The 14,687-nt window shown below is 36.5% G+C and carries 17 protein-coding genes; 10 read left to right on the top strand and 7 right to left on the bottom strand.

Annotation, left to right across the window (positions count from 1 at the left end):
* Positions 1-58: 58 nt before the first annotated feature.
* Both leuS and ACXAGJ_RS09770 read right to left on the bottom strand, forming a co-directional pair.
* Positions 59-2,872 carry a leucine--tRNA ligase gene (leuS, locus tag ACXAGJ_RS09775; RefSeq protein ID WP_474839330.1) on the bottom strand — a complete coding sequence of 938 codons (2,814 nt, stop codon included), beginning with the start codon at positions 2,870-2,872 and terminating at the stop codon, positions 59-61.
* Positions 2,873-3,149: 277 nt separating this feature from the next.
* Positions 3,150-4,073: a 2-dehydropantoate 2-reductase gene (locus ACXAGJ_RS09770; RefSeq protein WP_474839328.1), complete on the bottom strand. Its 924-nt coding sequence runs from the start codon at positions 4,071-4,073 to the stop codon at positions 3,150-3,152.
* 177 nt (positions 4,074-4,250) lie between these two features.
* Between ACXAGJ_RS09770 and ACXAGJ_RS09765 the strand changes: the two genes are divergently transcribed.
* From ACXAGJ_RS09765 to ACXAGJ_RS09735, 7 genes are all read left to right on the top strand, one after another.
* Positions 4,251-5,129 (top strand): cell division protein FtsX, encoded by an 879-nt coding sequence (locus ACXAGJ_RS09765; RefSeq protein WP_474839326.1) that lies wholly within the window; start codon positions 4,251-4,253, stop codon positions 5,127-5,129.
* A 2-nt stretch (positions 5,130-5,131) separates the two neighbouring features.
* A complete protein-coding gene (lgt, locus tag ACXAGJ_RS09760) occupies positions 5,132-5,959 on the top strand; it encodes a prolipoprotein diacylglyceryl transferase (RefSeq protein ID WP_474839324.1) in 828 nt (275 codons plus the stop codon).
* A 3-nt stretch (positions 5,960-5,962) separates the two neighbouring features.
* Positions 5,963-6,370: a hypothetical protein gene (locus tag ACXAGJ_RS09755; RefSeq protein ID WP_474839322.1), complete on the top strand. Its 408-nt coding sequence runs from the start codon at positions 5,963-5,965 to the stop codon at positions 6,368-6,370.
* A complete protein-coding gene (locus ACXAGJ_RS09750) occupies positions 6,351-6,617 on the top strand; it encodes a DUF3098 domain-containing protein (RefSeq protein ID WP_474839320.1) in 267 nt (88 codons plus the stop codon). Before ACXAGJ_RS09755 ends, ACXAGJ_RS09750 begins: the two co-directional genes overlap by 20 nt.
* A 61-nt stretch (positions 6,618-6,678) precedes the next feature.
* Complete coding sequence (locus ACXAGJ_RS09745) at positions 6,679-7,473, top strand: undecaprenyl-diphosphate phosphatase (protein WP_474839318.1); 795 nt, start codon at positions 6,679-6,681, stop codon at positions 7,471-7,473.
* Between the two features lie 6 nt (positions 7,474-7,479).
* Positions 7,480-8,187: a tRNA pseudouridine(55) synthase TruB gene (truB, locus tag ACXAGJ_RS09740; RefSeq protein ID WP_474839316.1), complete on the top strand. Its 708-nt coding sequence runs from the start codon at positions 7,480-7,482 to the stop codon at positions 8,185-8,187.
* A gap of 33 nt (positions 8,188-8,220) precedes the next feature.
* Positions 8,221-8,919 (top strand): hypothetical protein, encoded by a 699-nt coding sequence (locus tag ACXAGJ_RS09735; protein WP_474839314.1) that lies wholly within the window; start codon positions 8,221-8,223, stop codon positions 8,917-8,919.
* A 4-nt stretch (positions 8,920-8,923) separates the two neighbouring features.
* On the opposite strand, the gene ACXAGJ_RS09730 is transcribed toward ACXAGJ_RS09735, so the two are convergent.
* Positions 8,924-9,544 (bottom strand): thioredoxin family protein, encoded by a 621-nt coding sequence (locus ACXAGJ_RS09730; protein ID WP_474839312.1) that lies wholly within the window; start codon positions 9,542-9,544, stop codon positions 8,924-8,926.
* Positions 9,545-9,654: 110 nt separating this feature from the next.
* Here ACXAGJ_RS09730 and ACXAGJ_RS09725 point away from each other — a divergent pair, with 110 nt between their 5' ends.
* Positions 9,655-10,218: a DNA-3-methyladenine glycosylase I gene (locus ACXAGJ_RS09725; RefSeq protein ID WP_474839310.1), complete on the top strand. Its 564-nt coding sequence runs from the start codon at positions 9,655-9,657 to the stop codon at positions 10,216-10,218.
* Here ACXAGJ_RS09725 and upp read toward each other — a convergent pair.
* The 4 genes from upp to ACXAGJ_RS09705 all read right to left on the bottom strand — a co-directional run bounded on the left by upp (position 10,215) and on the right by ACXAGJ_RS09705 (position 13,036).
* Positions 10,215-10,877 (bottom strand): uracil phosphoribosyltransferase, encoded by a 663-nt coding sequence (gene upp, locus ACXAGJ_RS09720; RefSeq protein ID WP_474839308.1) that lies wholly within the window; start codon positions 10,875-10,877, stop codon positions 10,215-10,217. The genes ACXAGJ_RS09725 and upp overlap by 4 nt on opposite strands.
* A gap of 19 nt (positions 10,878-10,896) precedes the next feature.
* Positions 10,897-11,535 carry a leucyl/phenylalanyl-tRNA--protein transferase gene (gene aat, locus ACXAGJ_RS09715; RefSeq protein WP_474839306.1) on the bottom strand — a complete coding sequence of 213 codons (639 nt, stop codon included), beginning with the start codon at positions 11,533-11,535 and terminating at the stop codon, positions 10,897-10,899.
* A gap of 238 nt (positions 11,536-11,773) precedes the next feature.
* Positions 11,774-12,151, bottom strand: a complete 378-nt coding sequence (locus ACXAGJ_RS09710; RefSeq protein ID WP_474839304.1) for a DUF3127 domain-containing protein — start codon at positions 12,149-12,151, stop codon at positions 11,774-11,776.
* A 12-nt stretch (positions 12,152-12,163) separates the two neighbouring features.
* A complete protein-coding gene (locus tag ACXAGJ_RS09705) occupies positions 12,164-13,036 on the bottom strand; it encodes a flavin reductase family protein (protein WP_474839302.1) in 873 nt (290 codons plus the stop codon).
* A gap of 162 nt (positions 13,037-13,198) precedes the next feature.
* Between ACXAGJ_RS09705 and ACXAGJ_RS09700 the strand changes: the two genes are divergently transcribed.
* Complete coding sequence (locus ACXAGJ_RS09700; RefSeq protein ID WP_474839300.1) at positions 13,199-13,378, top strand: hypothetical protein; 180 nt, start codon at positions 13,199-13,201, stop codon at positions 13,376-13,378.
* Positions 13,379-13,469: 91 nt separating this feature from the next.
* Positions 13,470-14,654: a sensor histidine kinase gene (locus tag ACXAGJ_RS09695; RefSeq protein WP_474839298.1), complete on the top strand. Its 1,185-nt coding sequence runs from the start codon at positions 13,470-13,472 to the stop codon at positions 14,652-14,654.
* Positions 14,655-14,687: the final 33 nt, after the last annotated feature.

The raw sequence follows: 14,687 nt of genomic DNA, 5'->3' as shown, positions 1-14,687 counted from the left end.
AAAGACCGCTTTATAGAAATAAAGCGGTCTTTTTTTTAATTTCATCTAGTGAATTTTATCATCCCACTACATTTACAATCTTACCTGGAACGACTATTACCTTTTTAGGTGCTCTTCCGGCAAGTTGCTGTTGTGTTTTTTCGTGAGCCATTACTGCAGCTTCTATATCCTCTTTACTCATATCTAATGGCAACTCTAATTCGAATCGTTTTTTCCCATTAAAAGAAATTGGATATACCTTTGCGCTTTCAACCAAGTGTGAAGCATCAAATTTTGGAAAAGAAGCCGTTGAAATCGAATTTTCATGCCCTAATCGACTCCATAATTCTTCTGCGACGTGAGGCGCATATGGTGAAATCAATACCAACAACGATTCTAAAATCTGTTTACTATTACATTTCTGAGCAGTTAATTCATTAACAGCAATCATAAATGTACTTACCGAGGTATTGAATGAGAAGTTTTCTATATCCTCTTCAACCTTTTTGATCGTTTTATGCAATGTTTTCAAATTATCCTTGGTGGGCTCGGCATCCGTAACCTCAAAAGTATCTCCGTTATGGTATAACTTCCATAATTTTTTCAAGAAAGAATGTACTCCTGTAATTCCAGCGGTGTTCCAAGGTTTTGCCTGCTCTAATGGTCCCAAAAACATTTCGTACAAACGTAAGGTATCTGCTCCATAATCATTACATATATCATCTGGATTAACTACGTTAAACCATCGCTTGGACATTTTTTCAACCTCTCTCCCTACAACATATTTATCATCTTCTAACAAAAACTCTGCATCCTTAAATTGAGGCTGCCAGTTTCTCAAGGCGTCAACATCCAATTCGTCAGAACTATTGATCAAATTCACATCTACACGTAGCTCTTCAGTCTCATGATGATCCTTTAATCCTTTACTTACATAAGTATTTGTTCCGCTCACACGATACACTATCGCACTCGTTCCCAAAATCATTCCTTGGTTGATCAACTTTTTGGCAAACTCATCTACAGGTACATATCCACGATCAAACAAGAATTTTTGCCAAAAACGAGAATACAACAAATGCCCAGTAGCGTGTTCGCTACCTCCAATATATAGGTCCACTTCTTTCCAATAGGTAATTGCTTCCCTGGAAAAAACCTCTTCCTCGTTACGAGGATCCATATATCTATTAAAATAATACGAACTACCTGCCCAACCTGGCATGGTATTCAATTCTAAAGGAAATACAGTTTTATGATCAATTTGATCATTGGATACTACCTCATTGGTATCGGTGTTCCATGCCCAAACCGTTGCTCTTCCTAACGGAGGTTCTCCAGTCTCGGTTGGCAAATATTTTTCTACCTCTGGCAATTGTATCGGTAAATGCTCTTTAGCAATCATTTGAGGCATTCCGTCTACATAATACACCGGGAATGGCTCTCCCCAGTAACGCTGTCTACTAAATACCGCATCACGTAACCTATAATTGATCTTTCCTTCTCCCTGACCTAACTTTTCTAACTCCTCGATCGCTTTTTTGGTGGCTTCCTTATAGCTCAATCCATTTAAGAAATCTGAATTTGCGATTACTGTAGTGTCTTTGTCAGCAAAAGCTTCTTCAGAAATATCAACTCCATCAAAAATATTAGGGATAGTAATATCAAAATGCTTGGCAAAATCATAATCTCTTTGATCTCCACATGGTACAGCCATAACTGCTCCGGTACCATAACCCGCCAAAACATAATCCCCAATCCAAACCGGGATAGGTTCTTTGGTAAAAGGATGCTCTGCATAGGCTCCTGTAAATACTCCGCTAATGGTTTTTACATCCGCCATACGCTCACGTTCACTTCGCTTGGCTGTGGCTTCTATATAAGCTTCAACTTCTTGCTTTTGATCAGCAGTTGTGATTTTTTGCACCAATTCGTGTTCTGGAGCCAAAGTCATAAAACTAACTCCATAAATAGTATCAGGACGTGTAGTAAATACTTCAATTACTTCATCGTGATCTTTTACATTAAAAACTACACTTGCTCCTTGTGATCTGCCGATCCAATTGGTTTGAGAATCTTTTAATGGCTGCGGCCAATCGATGGTTTGCAATCCATCCAATAGACGTTGTGCATATGCCGAGATTCGCATACTCCACTGCGTCATTTTTTTACGAATTACAGGGTACCCTCCACGTTCTGAAACGCCATTTACGATTTCGTCATTGGCTAATACCGTTCCTAATTGCGGACACCAATTAACTTCTGTCTCTGCCAAATAGGTAAGTCTATATTTTAATAATACCTCCTGCTTTTCTTTTGAAGAAAAAGCATTCCACTGATCTGCACTAAAAATTGTAACATCTTCATCACAACTAGCATTTACTGTCGCATTTCCTTTTTCAGAAAAAACAGCTTCCAAATCAGTAATAGCTCTGGCCTTGTCGCTATCAAAATCATACCAGGAATTAAACAATTGGATAAAGATCCATTGTGTCCATTTATAAAAAGAAGGGTCACTAGTTCTTACCTCACGGCTCCAGTCAAAAGAAAATCCAATTTTATCCAATTGCTCGCGATATCTGGTGATATTTTCTTTGGTGGTAATAGCCGGATGCTGACCTGTTTGTATGGCATATTGCTCTGCAGGTAATCCAAAAGAATCATACCCTTGCGGATGCAATACATTAAACCCTTTATGTCTTTTGTAACGGGCATAAATATCGCTAGCGATATATCCCAGAGGATGCCCTACATGCAAACCTGCTCCAGAAGGATATGGAAACATATCCAGAACATAATATTTTGGTTTAGAACTGTTATTCTCTGCTTTGAACGTTTGGTTCTCTGCCCAATATTTTTGCCATTTGGCTTCTAGGGAATTAAAATCGTAGCTCATCAATCTAAAATTAAGATCGCAAATTTACGATTTTATGCGAGTTAAACAGATTTATCCTATTAAGTAATTATCATTTCACTACGCTTTCATTTCTTTTGCTTGTCCAAAAGAAATGAAACAAAGAAAAAGACACCTTTTACAAGGAATTTTTCAATTTCCAATTGAAAACCACAAACAAAACTTCGCGTCACTCCATATTTCCGTTCCTGCATCCCGAAGCTTTTGCCTGCATATTCTTTGTAAAAGGATTTTGAACGCTTCGCTATTTGCAAATCTCCTAACTTCTTGCTTTAGCTTCCATAGGCTGTAAACAACTGTAAATAAAAGAATTTACTGGTGTTGCAATTCCTAGTTTCTCTCCTTCTTTTACAATAAATCCATTAAAATTATCCAATTCTGAAGGGCGACCTTCTAAAATGTCACGTTGGGTAGAGGCAGTAGAATCATAAGGCTGCTTACCGATAAAATTCATAATACGAGACACCAAATCATCTGGCAATTGTACACCTTTGGCCATCCCCACTTTAAAAATTTCTGTAGCTGTTTGTTCTAAAATGGATTTTGTCCCTGTATTTTCATACATTTCTCCTATAGTGATGCGAGTAAGTGCGCCCAATCCACTTACCGTAGCAATGAACATAAACTTACTCCAGATATCTACGTAAATATCTTCAGAAATGGTATTTCGAAAACCAGCAGTATCAAACAACTGTTTTATCTTTTGTATTCTCTCGGTTTTGTTTTTGTCAATCTCCCCAAAAACAACCTCGGGATCGTGTCCAAAATGAGAAATCACACCATAATCTTCAATCTTGCTGTAGATCTTGCACAATCCTCCTACCACATGTTTTGGGGGCAAAACCGAAAGCAATTTTTCGATATTATCTGCTCCATTTTGTAATGGCATTACTACAGTACCCTCTTTAAGTAAAGGAATTACCATTTTCGCTGCTTCTATGACCTGCCAGGATTTGGTACAAATCAAAATAAGATCTGCCTTTTCAACTTCAGTGATATCATCGGTTACCATATACGGATGAGTTACAAAATCACCTTGTATACTTTTTACTTGTAGTCCATTATTTTGTATAGCTTCCAGATGCTGCCCTCTGGCTACAAGCGTTACTTTTTGATTTGAATTAGAAATCTTTCCTCCAAAATATCCCCCAACACCTCCAACTCCAATAATAACTGTGTGCATTATCTATGGTTTTGTATGATTAAAACTGTTTGTTGACTAAAAAATAGCTTTCTTCTACTCCTTTATACAAAAAAGGAAAGCGCTTTTCTGTCCTTGTAAAAATATCGTAAATAAGAATGCGTTATTCACTTATCAAAGTTAGTTAAGTTTACTATTTTTACTGCAAAATATTTCTTTATGAGTTCTTCTTTCGAAAAATATCAAAAACGACGGCTAATCTCTTCCTATTTTTCGGTGGTTATTAGTATATCGTTAGTGCTATTTTTATTAGGACTCTTAGGTCTTTTGGTGCTTAATACCAAAAAAGTAGCCGATCACTTCAAAGAAAAAATTGCGTTAACCATCTATCTAAAAGATACCGCCAAAGAAATTGAAATAAAACAACTGGAGAAAACACTGGCTTTGGCAGAATATACAAAATCCACTCAGTTTATATCCAAAGATGTGGCTGCCGAAGAACACAGCAAAGATATTGGAGAAAATTTTATGGAATTTCTTGGGTATAACCCATTGCAAAACTCTATCGATGTCTATCTAAAAGCCGATTTTGTGGATCCGGCCAAAATAGAGGAGATTTCAAAATCTATAACCAAAAAGAATTTTGTAGACGAAGTGATTTATGACAAGCCTCTTATTTCATTATTAAACGACAATATCAAGCGAATAAGTTTTTGGGTATTGCTGGTCAGTGCTATTTTTACTTTTATCGCGGTGTTGTTAATCAACAGTTCTATTCGATTATCGGTGTACTCCAAGCGTTTTATTATAAAAACCATGCAGATGGTAGGAGCGACCAAAAAATTTATCCGAAAACCCTTTGTTTGGAAAAGCGTTCGCCTGGGTATGATCGGTGCTATTGTAGCACTAATTGGAGTAGGTGTCGTGTTGTATTACCTAAATAAAACATTCCCTGAATTAGCCCTTCTGGAAGACAAAATTCTGCTGGTCATTTTGTTTGCCGGTGTTTTTGGAATTGGAGTAGTTATTACCTGGATCAGTACTTTCTTTGCCACTCAGCGTTTTCTTAATCTTAGAACAGACGAATTATATTACTAGCCATGATAGGACCTATAGAATGGAATGTTGATCCCGAAATCATAAAATTATTCGGCATTTTTCCTTTAAAATATTACGGCCTTCTGTTTTTGACCGGGATTATATTATCCTATACCCTGGTTAAATACGTGTATCAGACCGAAAAAGTTCCTGTAAAGGATCTAGAAAAACTTTCTACCTATCTTTTTGTTGGGATTTTTGCGGGAATGCGTCTTGGGCATTGTCTGTTTTATGACTTTGAGTATTTCTCTCAACATCCTCTAGAGATATTTTTGCCTTTCCAAATTGTTGATGGTACCTGGCATTTTACCGGATTTACGGGTCTAGCCAGTCATGGAGGTAGTATTGGAGCGATAATCGCAGTGTTTTTATATGTCTACAAATACAAAGCTCCTCTATTCTGGATTTTGGATCGAATTGCAATGGTTGCTCCTGTAACCGGAGCTTTTATCCGCTTTGGAAATTTTATGAATTCTGAAATTTATGGAAAACCCACCGATGGTGATTACGGAGTTATTTTCGTACGAGATGATTTGATTGCCAGACACCCAACCCAGTTATATGAGGCTTTTTCATATCTGATTATCTTCGGGATTGTTTGGTATTTGTATCAAAAAACGAATCTTAAACATCGCAAAGGTGTGTTGTTTGGACTGGTAATCGCTTTGGTATTTATTATGCGATTTATTATTGAATTCTATAAAGAGAATCAGGTTGCTTTTGAAGATGCAATGGCATTAAATATGGGGCAATGGCTAAGTATTCCTTTTATCCTATGCGGACTCGTTTTGCTTGTATTCGGATTACGTAAAAACAAAGTAACTGCTTAGCCTATGAGAAAAGCAGGAAAAATATGGTTTTCGATTGTTTTTGTCTTATTCATTGGATTTATGTGGATGATGGTACAAACCTTTAAACCAGTAAGAAACGTGCAACCTGATGACGTACTTAAGGTGAGTGGTATGGTGATAGAGGTTAAAGAAAGTGCAGGTTTTGATATTGTCCTCACCTTACAATCTGATACACACTACTATTATATCAATAGAGGATTACAGACAGGGCTAACCATCGAAGGACTTCAAAAAGAAATCCTAAACAAAACCGTTACTTTGTATCCTATCAAAAGATGGACTATATTTACCCGCGACAGCAATATGGGGCACATTTCCAAATTGATGATAGGTGACCGAGTTCTATATAACGAGATAAATAACGATACGCATGAAAAAACAGTCCAATAAAAACACTCCTTCGAAACCTGGTTTTGTTTTCGGTAAGAAAAATTATGTTGTAATGGCCATAGGTCTTGCTGTTATTGCGCTTGGTTTTATCCTTATGGCGGGAGGAGGAAGTGATGATCCTAATGTGTTTAACCCAGAGATTTACAACTTCAGAAGAATTAGGCTAGCTCCTACTATTGTACTGCTTGGTTTTGGGATCGAGATATACGCTATTTTGCTGGATCCAAATAAGAAGAAAAAAGAATAATCCTCATTTTATTACAGGAGTACACCTATATTTGCCACAAATTTAAAAGCCTGAATCCTTTATGGAAATTTTTGATGCGGTCATTTTAGGTATTATACAAGGACTAACCGAGTTTTTACCAGTCTCTTCTAGTGGTCACTTAGAATTAGGAAAAGCCATTTTGGGAGATAACAGCGTCCCTGAAGAATCTCTACTTTTTACTGTTGTTTTGCACTTTGCCACAGCGCTAAGTACTATCGTGGTGTTTAGAAAAGATATTATAGAGATTATCAAAGGGTTGTTGCAATTCAAAAAAAATGAAGAAACCTTATTTGCCTTAAAAATTATCATCTCAATGATTCCAGCCGTTTTGGTAGGACTTTTTTTTGAAGAACAACTAGAACAACTATTTGGAGGTAATATTATGTTTGTCGGTTTTATGCTCATCATTACTGCTATATTATTATGGTTGGCCGATAAAGCAAAAGACACTCAAAAATCTGTAAGCAACTCCAACGCATTTGTAATTGGTGTTGCTCAAGCAATTGCAATGTTACCTGGTATATCTAGAAGTGGTGCTACCATTTCTACTTCGGTGTTATTAGGAAATGATAAAACCAAGGCGGCCCGTTTTTCGTTCTTGATGGTTATCCCATTGATTTTCGGAAAAATAGCAAAGGATATTATGGGGGGTGAGCTCACTTTCTCTTCAGAGAATAGCACTGCTATGGGAATTGGCTTTTTGGCTGCTTTTATTTCTGGCCTTTTTGCTTGTACATGGATGATTTCCCTGGTGAAAAAGAGCAAGTTAACTTATTTTGCCGTATATTGTATTATTGTTGGCCTTGTTGCCATCAGCTTTGGTTTTATTAAATAGCCCCCAATGTTAACCGAACTCGACTATAAAGAAGGTCAAATCCTTTTGATCGACAAACCATTACAATGGACTTCTTTCCAGGTTGTAAACAAACTTCGTTGGCATATCCGAAAAAGTTTTGGTATCAAAAAAATTAAAGTTGGGCATGCAGGAACTTTAGATCCGTTGGCTACTGGTCTTTTGGTAATCTGTACTGGTAAATTTACCAAGCGTATCCAGGAGTTTCAGGGGCAAATCAAGGAATACACCGGCACTATTACTTTGGGAGGCACTACACCATCCTATGACCTAGAAACCGAAATCGATCAAACATTTCCTATTGATCATATCACAGAAGAAAATATCAAAACAGCTACCTCTCAATTTATTGGAGAAATAGAACAGTATCCACCCGTATTTTCTGCCCTTAAAAAGGACGGAAAGCGGTTATATGAATATGCTAGAGAAGGACAAGAAGTAGCAGTTGAACCAAGAAAAATAACAATTACCGAATTTGAAATCACAAGAATTGCTTTACCTGAAGTTGACTTTAAAGTAGTATGCAGTAAAGGTACCTATATCCGGTCCTTAGCTCATGACTTTGGAAAAGCATTAGATAGTGGGGGGCACTTGACCGTTCTTAGAAGAACTAAAATTGGAGCATTTTCAGTAGACGATGCGATGAGCATTCAATCTTTTGAAAATCAGTTACCGATAAAAATTGAAACTAATTAAAATATTGTATAAAAAAATTAGTTATAGTTACCTATGGAATTTATAGAAAAACATAAAGCCCTTATAATCACATCATTATTGATGGGGATTTTTGTTCTTAGTCTTTATAACATCAATATGTTTAGAAAACAAAAAGAACAATCCGAAATTCTTATGGAAATTCCTGAAGAGTTCATTGCCGAAGAAGAACAAGCTGAAGAAGAAGAACCTCAACAAGAGGAAACCAGAGACCTTATCGCTTCGAAACGAACTCATGCTGCTTACAACGAGGATTTTGAAGATCATGACGAAATCGAAGAGCGAATCAAATCTTTGATGAAATCTGACGAAACTGCAGCACAAAATGAAGAAACACTAACCAACGAAAATGGCGAAGTACCTTTGGAGGCAGAAAAGAGCGAAGAATTGAATAAAGAAGAGGCTACCAAAGAGGATGATAAAGAAACGAATAACAGAAATAGCTCACTTACCTATACACTAAAAGGCAGAAAATCTATCGATTTACCGAACCCAGTATATACATGTAATGCTAGTGGTAAAGTAGTTGTAAAAATTGAAGTGAACAAAAATGGGTACGTGATCGATACCAAGGTGGATAAAAAACGATCTACAACGCGAAACGAATGCTTATTTGATAATGCTATGAATTATGCAAGAAAAGCACTGTTTTCGCGTTCTACAATCGAAGAGCAAGAAGGCTCTATTACGTATTATTTTAATTACTCGAATTAGACGATTATTTAGGTAATAATTGCAACAGATCCTGTGCAATGTTCGCTCCTTTGTTTTTGTTGTACCACACTTGAAGATCTTGTTTGAATTCTGGATCTAACCCCCCATGCTTCTCTTTGTAATCATTCACCATTTGGGTTGCTATAGAAGGTCTTGGCCCCCAAGTATCAATAACTTCTTTATTTTGAGTGTCGTAAGCAATTAATTTTGGAATTGACTTACCACCGTTGGTTAAAAAGTTATTCATCAACTCGTCATTATTATCTCGCGAAACGATTTTTAAATCAATCCCACTATTAAGCTCAGCCAATTTGTTAATGACTGGTATAGAATGCGCAGCATCCCCACACCAACCTTCGGTCAATACTACCCAGGTAATATGGTCTACTTTGGCATCAGAAAAAGCTTCTGTAACGGCTTCATCCAGTTTTAAGGTTTTATCCAATCTTTTCATTCGGCGGTCATTAAGCATACTATAATTTGTTAATGCTTCAGACTGCTCATTACCCGTAGATTTACCTTCGGCCAATAAATCACTTACTAATGTTCTGTATTCTTGATAGGAATATGAATTTTCAATTCCTTTTTCGATTAATTCATTTACTGTCATTGTCGTTGTTTCCATGTTATCTTCTCCTAAATTTGGTTAAGAGATAAGACGATACAAATCTTTAAAACTTACAAACCTCAAAATTGAGTACGAAAGTAATATATTTAACTTTCAAAACGAGAACTATGACAAAACACAGATGCAGATGGTGTATTGGAGATCCACTTTATGAATCTTACCACGATAACGAGTGGGGCGTGCCATTGCACGATGATCGATTACTTTTTGAATTTTTGGTATTAGAAACATTTCAAGCAGGACTAAGCTGGATCACGATTTTAAGAAAACGAGAAAATTTTAGATTGGCATTCGATAATTTCGACTATCACAAAATAGCGCAATATACCGATCAAAAAAAGGAGGAACTGCTACAAAACCCGGGGATCATCAGAAATAAACTGAAAGTCAACTCTGCGATTACTAATGCACAGAACTTCATAAAAATCCAGAAGGAATTTGGAAGTTTCGATAGCTATATCTGGGGATTTGTGGATGGAAAAACAATTAAAAACGCATGGAAATCTCAAGAAGAAATCCCAGCTACTACCCCAATATCCGACCGGATGAGTAAAGACCTTAAAAAGAGAGGTTTTAAGTTCGTAGGTTCTACCGTGATGTATGCTTTTATGCAGGCAACGGGGATGGTTAATGACCATACGGTAGATTGTTTTCGATATAACGAAGTTTAAAGCTTACTGCCATACGATAAATCTCCCGCATCACCCAATCCCGGAACGATATAACTTTTGGTATTCATCTCCTCATCAATAGCGGCGATCCAAAGATGGGTATTATCATCAAAAACCTTATCGATATAAGATATCCCCTGTTCTGAACCGATTACAGAAATGACATGAATCGCTTTTGGTACGCCATGTCCTTTCAACGCTTCAAAAGTAGTTTCTAGAGTCTTTCCCGTAGCCAACATAGGATCAATCAATACCAGGGTTTTATTGTCTATAGTGGGGGATGCCAAATAGTTCACCACGATCTCAAAAGCATTTTCATCCTCTTGATTAGGATCATGACTACGATAGGCTGATATAAAAGCATTCTCTGCCTTGTCAAAATAGTTAAGCAGCCCTTGATGCAAGGGTAAACCTGCTCTTAAAATAGCACACAACACCAAATCATTAGCTGGCACAGAAACTTCTTTGGTTCCTAATGGAGTTTGCACCTTTTGGGTTTCAAAATCTAGCGTTTTACTCATTTCATACCCTAAGATTTCTCCAATTCGTTCAATATTCCTTCTAAAACGCATGGCATCTTTCTGGATCATGTTATCCCGAAGTTCTAATACAAACTGATTTAAAACGGTCTGTTCTTTTCCTAAATTATGAATTTTCATAAAAGTTATTTATGTGAGTTTATTTCAGATAATGTAAAAAATCCTTCCTTTCAATTTCCCTAGCTCCAAGGCTAGCTAAATGATCTGTATATACCTGGCAATCGATAAGCTTCACTTCTTTTTGTTGTAACCAATCTACCAAATGAATAAAACCGTACTTGGAAGCATTACTTACTTTGGCAAACATGCTCTCGCCGCAAAACACTTTCTTTTCTTTCAATAAAACTCCATACAATCCCCCGACCAAATCGTTGTCTTTCCACACCTCAACAGAAATAGCATATCCTATTTTATGTAATTTCTTATACGCTTCTTGCATATCACTGGTAATCCAAGTTCCGTATTGATCAGGACGATTAACCGTTGCGCAATTCTCGATGACTCCATCAAAATCGGTATTGAAAGTAACGGTAAAAGCATTTCTTCTTAATAACTGGCGCATGCTTTTGCTTATTCTCAACTCATCGGGAAATAAGACCATTCTGGGATCAGGACAAAACCACAAAATAGGCTCTCCTTCATTATACCAAGGAAATATCCCACTATGATATGCCTTGATCAATCGATCTACAGATAAGTCTCCTCCCAACGCCAACAGGCCGTCAGCATTGGCATAACCTACTGGAGGAAAGTCTATAGAATCACTGAGAATAAACAAAACAAAATTATAAAGGTTTCTACAACGTTAAATATCAATCAGTTGTTTGAATTGACCAAAAAAATCGCAATATTTGTTAAGACCTTTTAAGATAAATTTTGTTCATCATTGCTTTTTTGAGTTTTATTAAAAGGTTAACCTAAACCACAATATGAAAAGTCCGATACAGCTGTATCGGACTTTTTACTTTTATACTTAACAACACGACAAGCGTGCTATTTATAGCGTTCTTTATCTCTTAGAATGGTAGATCATCATGATCTTCTTCATTCAGATCATTTACTGGTTCAAAAGCATCAGCCGGTGGTGTTGGTGGCATAGCATTTGCTGGAGCAGCTGGTTGTAAACTTTCGATTCTCCATCCCTGGATAGAATTGAAGTATTTGGTTTCTCCCTGAGGATTTACCCACTCTCTTCCCCGTAGGTTAATGCTTATTTTTACATCTTGCCCTACTTGAAAACTATTCAAAAGGTCACATTTATCTTGAACAAACTCCACCATAATGTGTTGCGGGTATTGTTCTTCTGTTGTCACTACAATCTCTCTCTTTCTAAAACCATTGCTACCAAAGGTTTGAGTTTCACCGATCATCTTTACTTTACCTTGTACTTCCATCTTTCTTAAGTATTATTTTGCTGCTAAAATATTCCATGCCGTATCTGTATCATCCTGATCCAGATATTGCTTAGCAAATTTATGAATTTCTATTTGGTTAGCCTGCTGAATTTTATCCATAATGTCCCCTATCTTATTAACAATCTCAACGGCCTCAGTTTTATTAGGAATTTGCTCTACATTAGCCAGCTTTCCTAAATCGTTACCTGTAAAAATCGTACTATTTCTAATCGCTTCGGGCAAGGCATCTACGCCAATCCCCATAGTACTTAATGGTTTTGGCACTTCAAACATTCCTTCTTTTGCTCTAGTGTACCAATTACCACCCATACGAGCGACCTGATCAATCTTTTTCTGATCAATTCTACCATCTTGACCTAGGATATCTTCATTGATATGCATTAATACTACTTCACAAATCACCAAATTCCCGGCTCCACCTTCTTTTCCCATTGGAATGATCTCATTCACCTTACACTCAAATTGAACAGGAGACTCTCCCACACGAAATGGTTTTACTTTTTCTGAAGCTACCATCGTAAGGCCCGATTTTACAAATTCATTGACTCCTTCGGGATATTCGGTACTAGATAAGGACATTTGTTGTACAATATCATAGTTTACAATATTAATCACTACTTCTTTGGTAAGCTCGGCATTCTCCAGAGTATGTTTGGTAGTATTGTTTCTCACTCTCCTGGCAGGAGAAAAAATAAGAATAGGAGGATTAGCACTAAACACATTAAAAAAGCTAAAAGGAGATAAGTTGGGGTTCCCATCATTATCTACTGTACTGGCAAATGCTATTGGTCTTGGACCTACTGCTCCCAGTAAATACCCGTGTAACTTTCCTGTTGCAACCTGAGAAGGATCTATTGTTATCATTGTTTTATTTTATCTGCAGCAAAGATAACCAAAGTTTGGTCCTTAAAAGGTAAACTCTGGCTTTTGTATCTTGTGGAACAATAGATCCTTCAATTTATTATTATGGAAGTTAATAAATTCAAATATTTTCGTAAGTTTACTTAAAAATAAATCATACAAATCATGAAAAAATTCAAAAAATATGAGATTTCTAGATCTGAAGGAAATCTTATTAAAGGAGGAGAATTGGTAAAAATCATTGTTAATGATAGCAATCCTTGTAATGGTCATCCTCCAGGGCTTTATATTCTGGATACAGAAACAAATGAAATGTGGAACGTTCTTGGCTATCAAGTACAATAAGCATTTTCTTCTAAATATATAAAAGTGAAATTTTTGAGTTCAAAAATTTCACTTTTATATATTTAGAAATTGTGGTTTGCTTCTTAAAAAAATGAATTTTTCCGACGAACGTAATTTTTCGAGCTATTTCATTATCATTGCTGTTTTGGTGATAACTGCGCTGGTTTTATGGAATACTTCGCTTTTCCTGCAACGTTTTAAAGATGATGAACGAACCAAAATAGAAATCTGGACACAATCCCGAAAAGCCTTCATCAGCGATCAATCCGATGATTATTTGGATTTGGTTCTTTTGATAGGGGGAACTAATCAATCCATGCCTATTATCATCACAGATTCTAAAGGAAATTTTATCAGAGACTCGTTGGGAAAACCAGATCCTCGATATATTCAAAATGTACCGCAAAGCACTATCGAAAGTGAACGAAAATTGCAGTCCTTTTTACAAAAGATCAAGTCCGAGAATGATCCTATAGAACTTAATTTAAAAGAAACAACTTATATCCACTACGGTCACTCAGACGTTTTGAATAAGTTGAAATACTATCCTATAGCCATCGCTCTTATTTTATTTTTATTGATCGGAGTAATTTATTTCTTTTTTACCACCTCTAAAGTTAGCGAACAAAATAAGCTCTGGGCTGGTATGGCAAAAGAAACAGCTCACCAAATCGGAACCCCATTATCTTCGTTGGTGGGGTGGAATGAAATTCTAAAAAGTGAGCACGTAAATCCTGAGTATATTACTGAAATTGAAAAAGACATTTCACGTCTGAAAGTGATTACAGAGCGTTTCTCCAAAATTGGATCTATCCCTGATTTTGCGGAAACCGATATTGTAAAAGAAACTCAAGATGCCTATACCTATTTGCAATCTCGAAGCTCTAAACTAATTAACTTTTCTATAGATCTGCCGGACAAACCCATTCCTGTGTATTTGAATTCTCAATTATATGGATGGACTATAGAAAATCTGGTAAAAAATGCCATTGATGCTATGAAAGGAAAAGGAGATTTGAATATACACCTTACCGATGATGCCAAACGTGTTTTTATTAGAATTAAAGATTCTGGAAAAGGTATCCCGAAAGGAAAATTCACCAAGATATTCGAACCTGGTTACACTTCAAAAGCTAGAGGATGGGGGTTAGGATTATCTCTCGCCAAACGAATTATAGAAGAATATCATTCTGGTCGGATCAAGGTATTGAGATCTGATATCGGAAAAGGAACTACTTTTCAGATTACCCTTCGTAAAATTGGTGCTAGCGTATAACAATATAAATTCTAATACGTTATATAGTTCCAA

The sequence above is a fragment of the Aquimarina sp. AWH4_224 genome (genome assembly GCF_056160245.1).
Note: the sequence above shows the minus strand (reverse complement) of the source record. Positions and strands in the feature narration are given on the sequence as shown.

Coding starts and splice junctions, on each gene's coding strand:
- leuS (WP_474839330.1), bottom strand. CDS start 2,872: ATGAGCTACGATTTTAATTCCCTAGAAGCCAAATGGCAAAAATATTGG.
- ACXAGJ_RS09770 (WP_474839328.1), bottom strand. CDS start 4,073: ATGCACACAGTTATTATTGGAGTTGGAGGTGTTGGGGGATATTTTGGA.
- ACXAGJ_RS09765 (WP_474839326.1), top strand. CDS start 4,251: ATGAGTTCTTCTTTCGAAAAATATCAAAAACGACGGCTAATCTCTTCC.
- lgt (WP_474839324.1), top strand. CDS start 5,132: ATGATAGGACCTATAGAATGGAATGTTGATCCCGAAATCATAAAATTA.
- ACXAGJ_RS09755 (WP_474839322.1), top strand. CDS start 5,963: ATGAGAAAAGCAGGAAAAATATGGTTTTCGATTGTTTTTGTCTTATTC.
- ACXAGJ_RS09750 (WP_474839320.1), top strand. CDS start 6,351: ATGAAAAAACAGTCCAATAAAAACACTCCTTCGAAACCTGGTTTTGTT.
- ACXAGJ_RS09745 (WP_474839318.1), top strand. CDS start 6,679: ATGGAAATTTTTGATGCGGTCATTTTAGGTATTATACAAGGACTAACC.
- truB (WP_474839316.1), top strand. CDS start 7,480: ATGTTAACCGAACTCGACTATAAAGAAGGTCAAATCCTTTTGATCGAC.
- ACXAGJ_RS09735 (WP_474839314.1), top strand. CDS start 8,221: ATGGAATTTATAGAAAAACATAAAGCCCTTATAATCACATCATTATTG.
- ACXAGJ_RS09730 (WP_474839312.1), bottom strand. CDS start 9,544: ATGGAAACAACGACAATGACAGTAAATGAATTAATCGAAAAAGGAATT.
- ACXAGJ_RS09725 (WP_474839310.1), top strand. CDS start 9,655: ATGACAAAACACAGATGCAGATGGTGTATTGGAGATCCACTTTATGAA.
- upp (WP_474839308.1), bottom strand. CDS start 10,877: ATGAAAATTCATAATTTAGGAAAAGAACAGACCGTTTTAAATCAGTTT.
- ACXAGJ_RS09710 (WP_474839304.1), bottom strand. CDS start 12,151: ATGGAAGTACAAGGTAAAGTAAAGATGATCGGTGAAACTCAAACCTTT.
- ACXAGJ_RS09705 (WP_474839302.1), bottom strand. CDS start 13,036: ATGATAACAATAGATCCTTCTCAGGTTGCAACAGGAAAGTTACACGGG.
- ACXAGJ_RS09700 (WP_474839300.1), top strand. CDS start 13,199: ATGAAAAAATTCAAAAAATATGAGATTTCTAGATCTGAAGGAAATCTT.
- ACXAGJ_RS09695 (WP_474839298.1), top strand. CDS start 13,470: ATGAATTTTTCCGACGAACGTAATTTTTCGAGCTATTTCATTATCATT.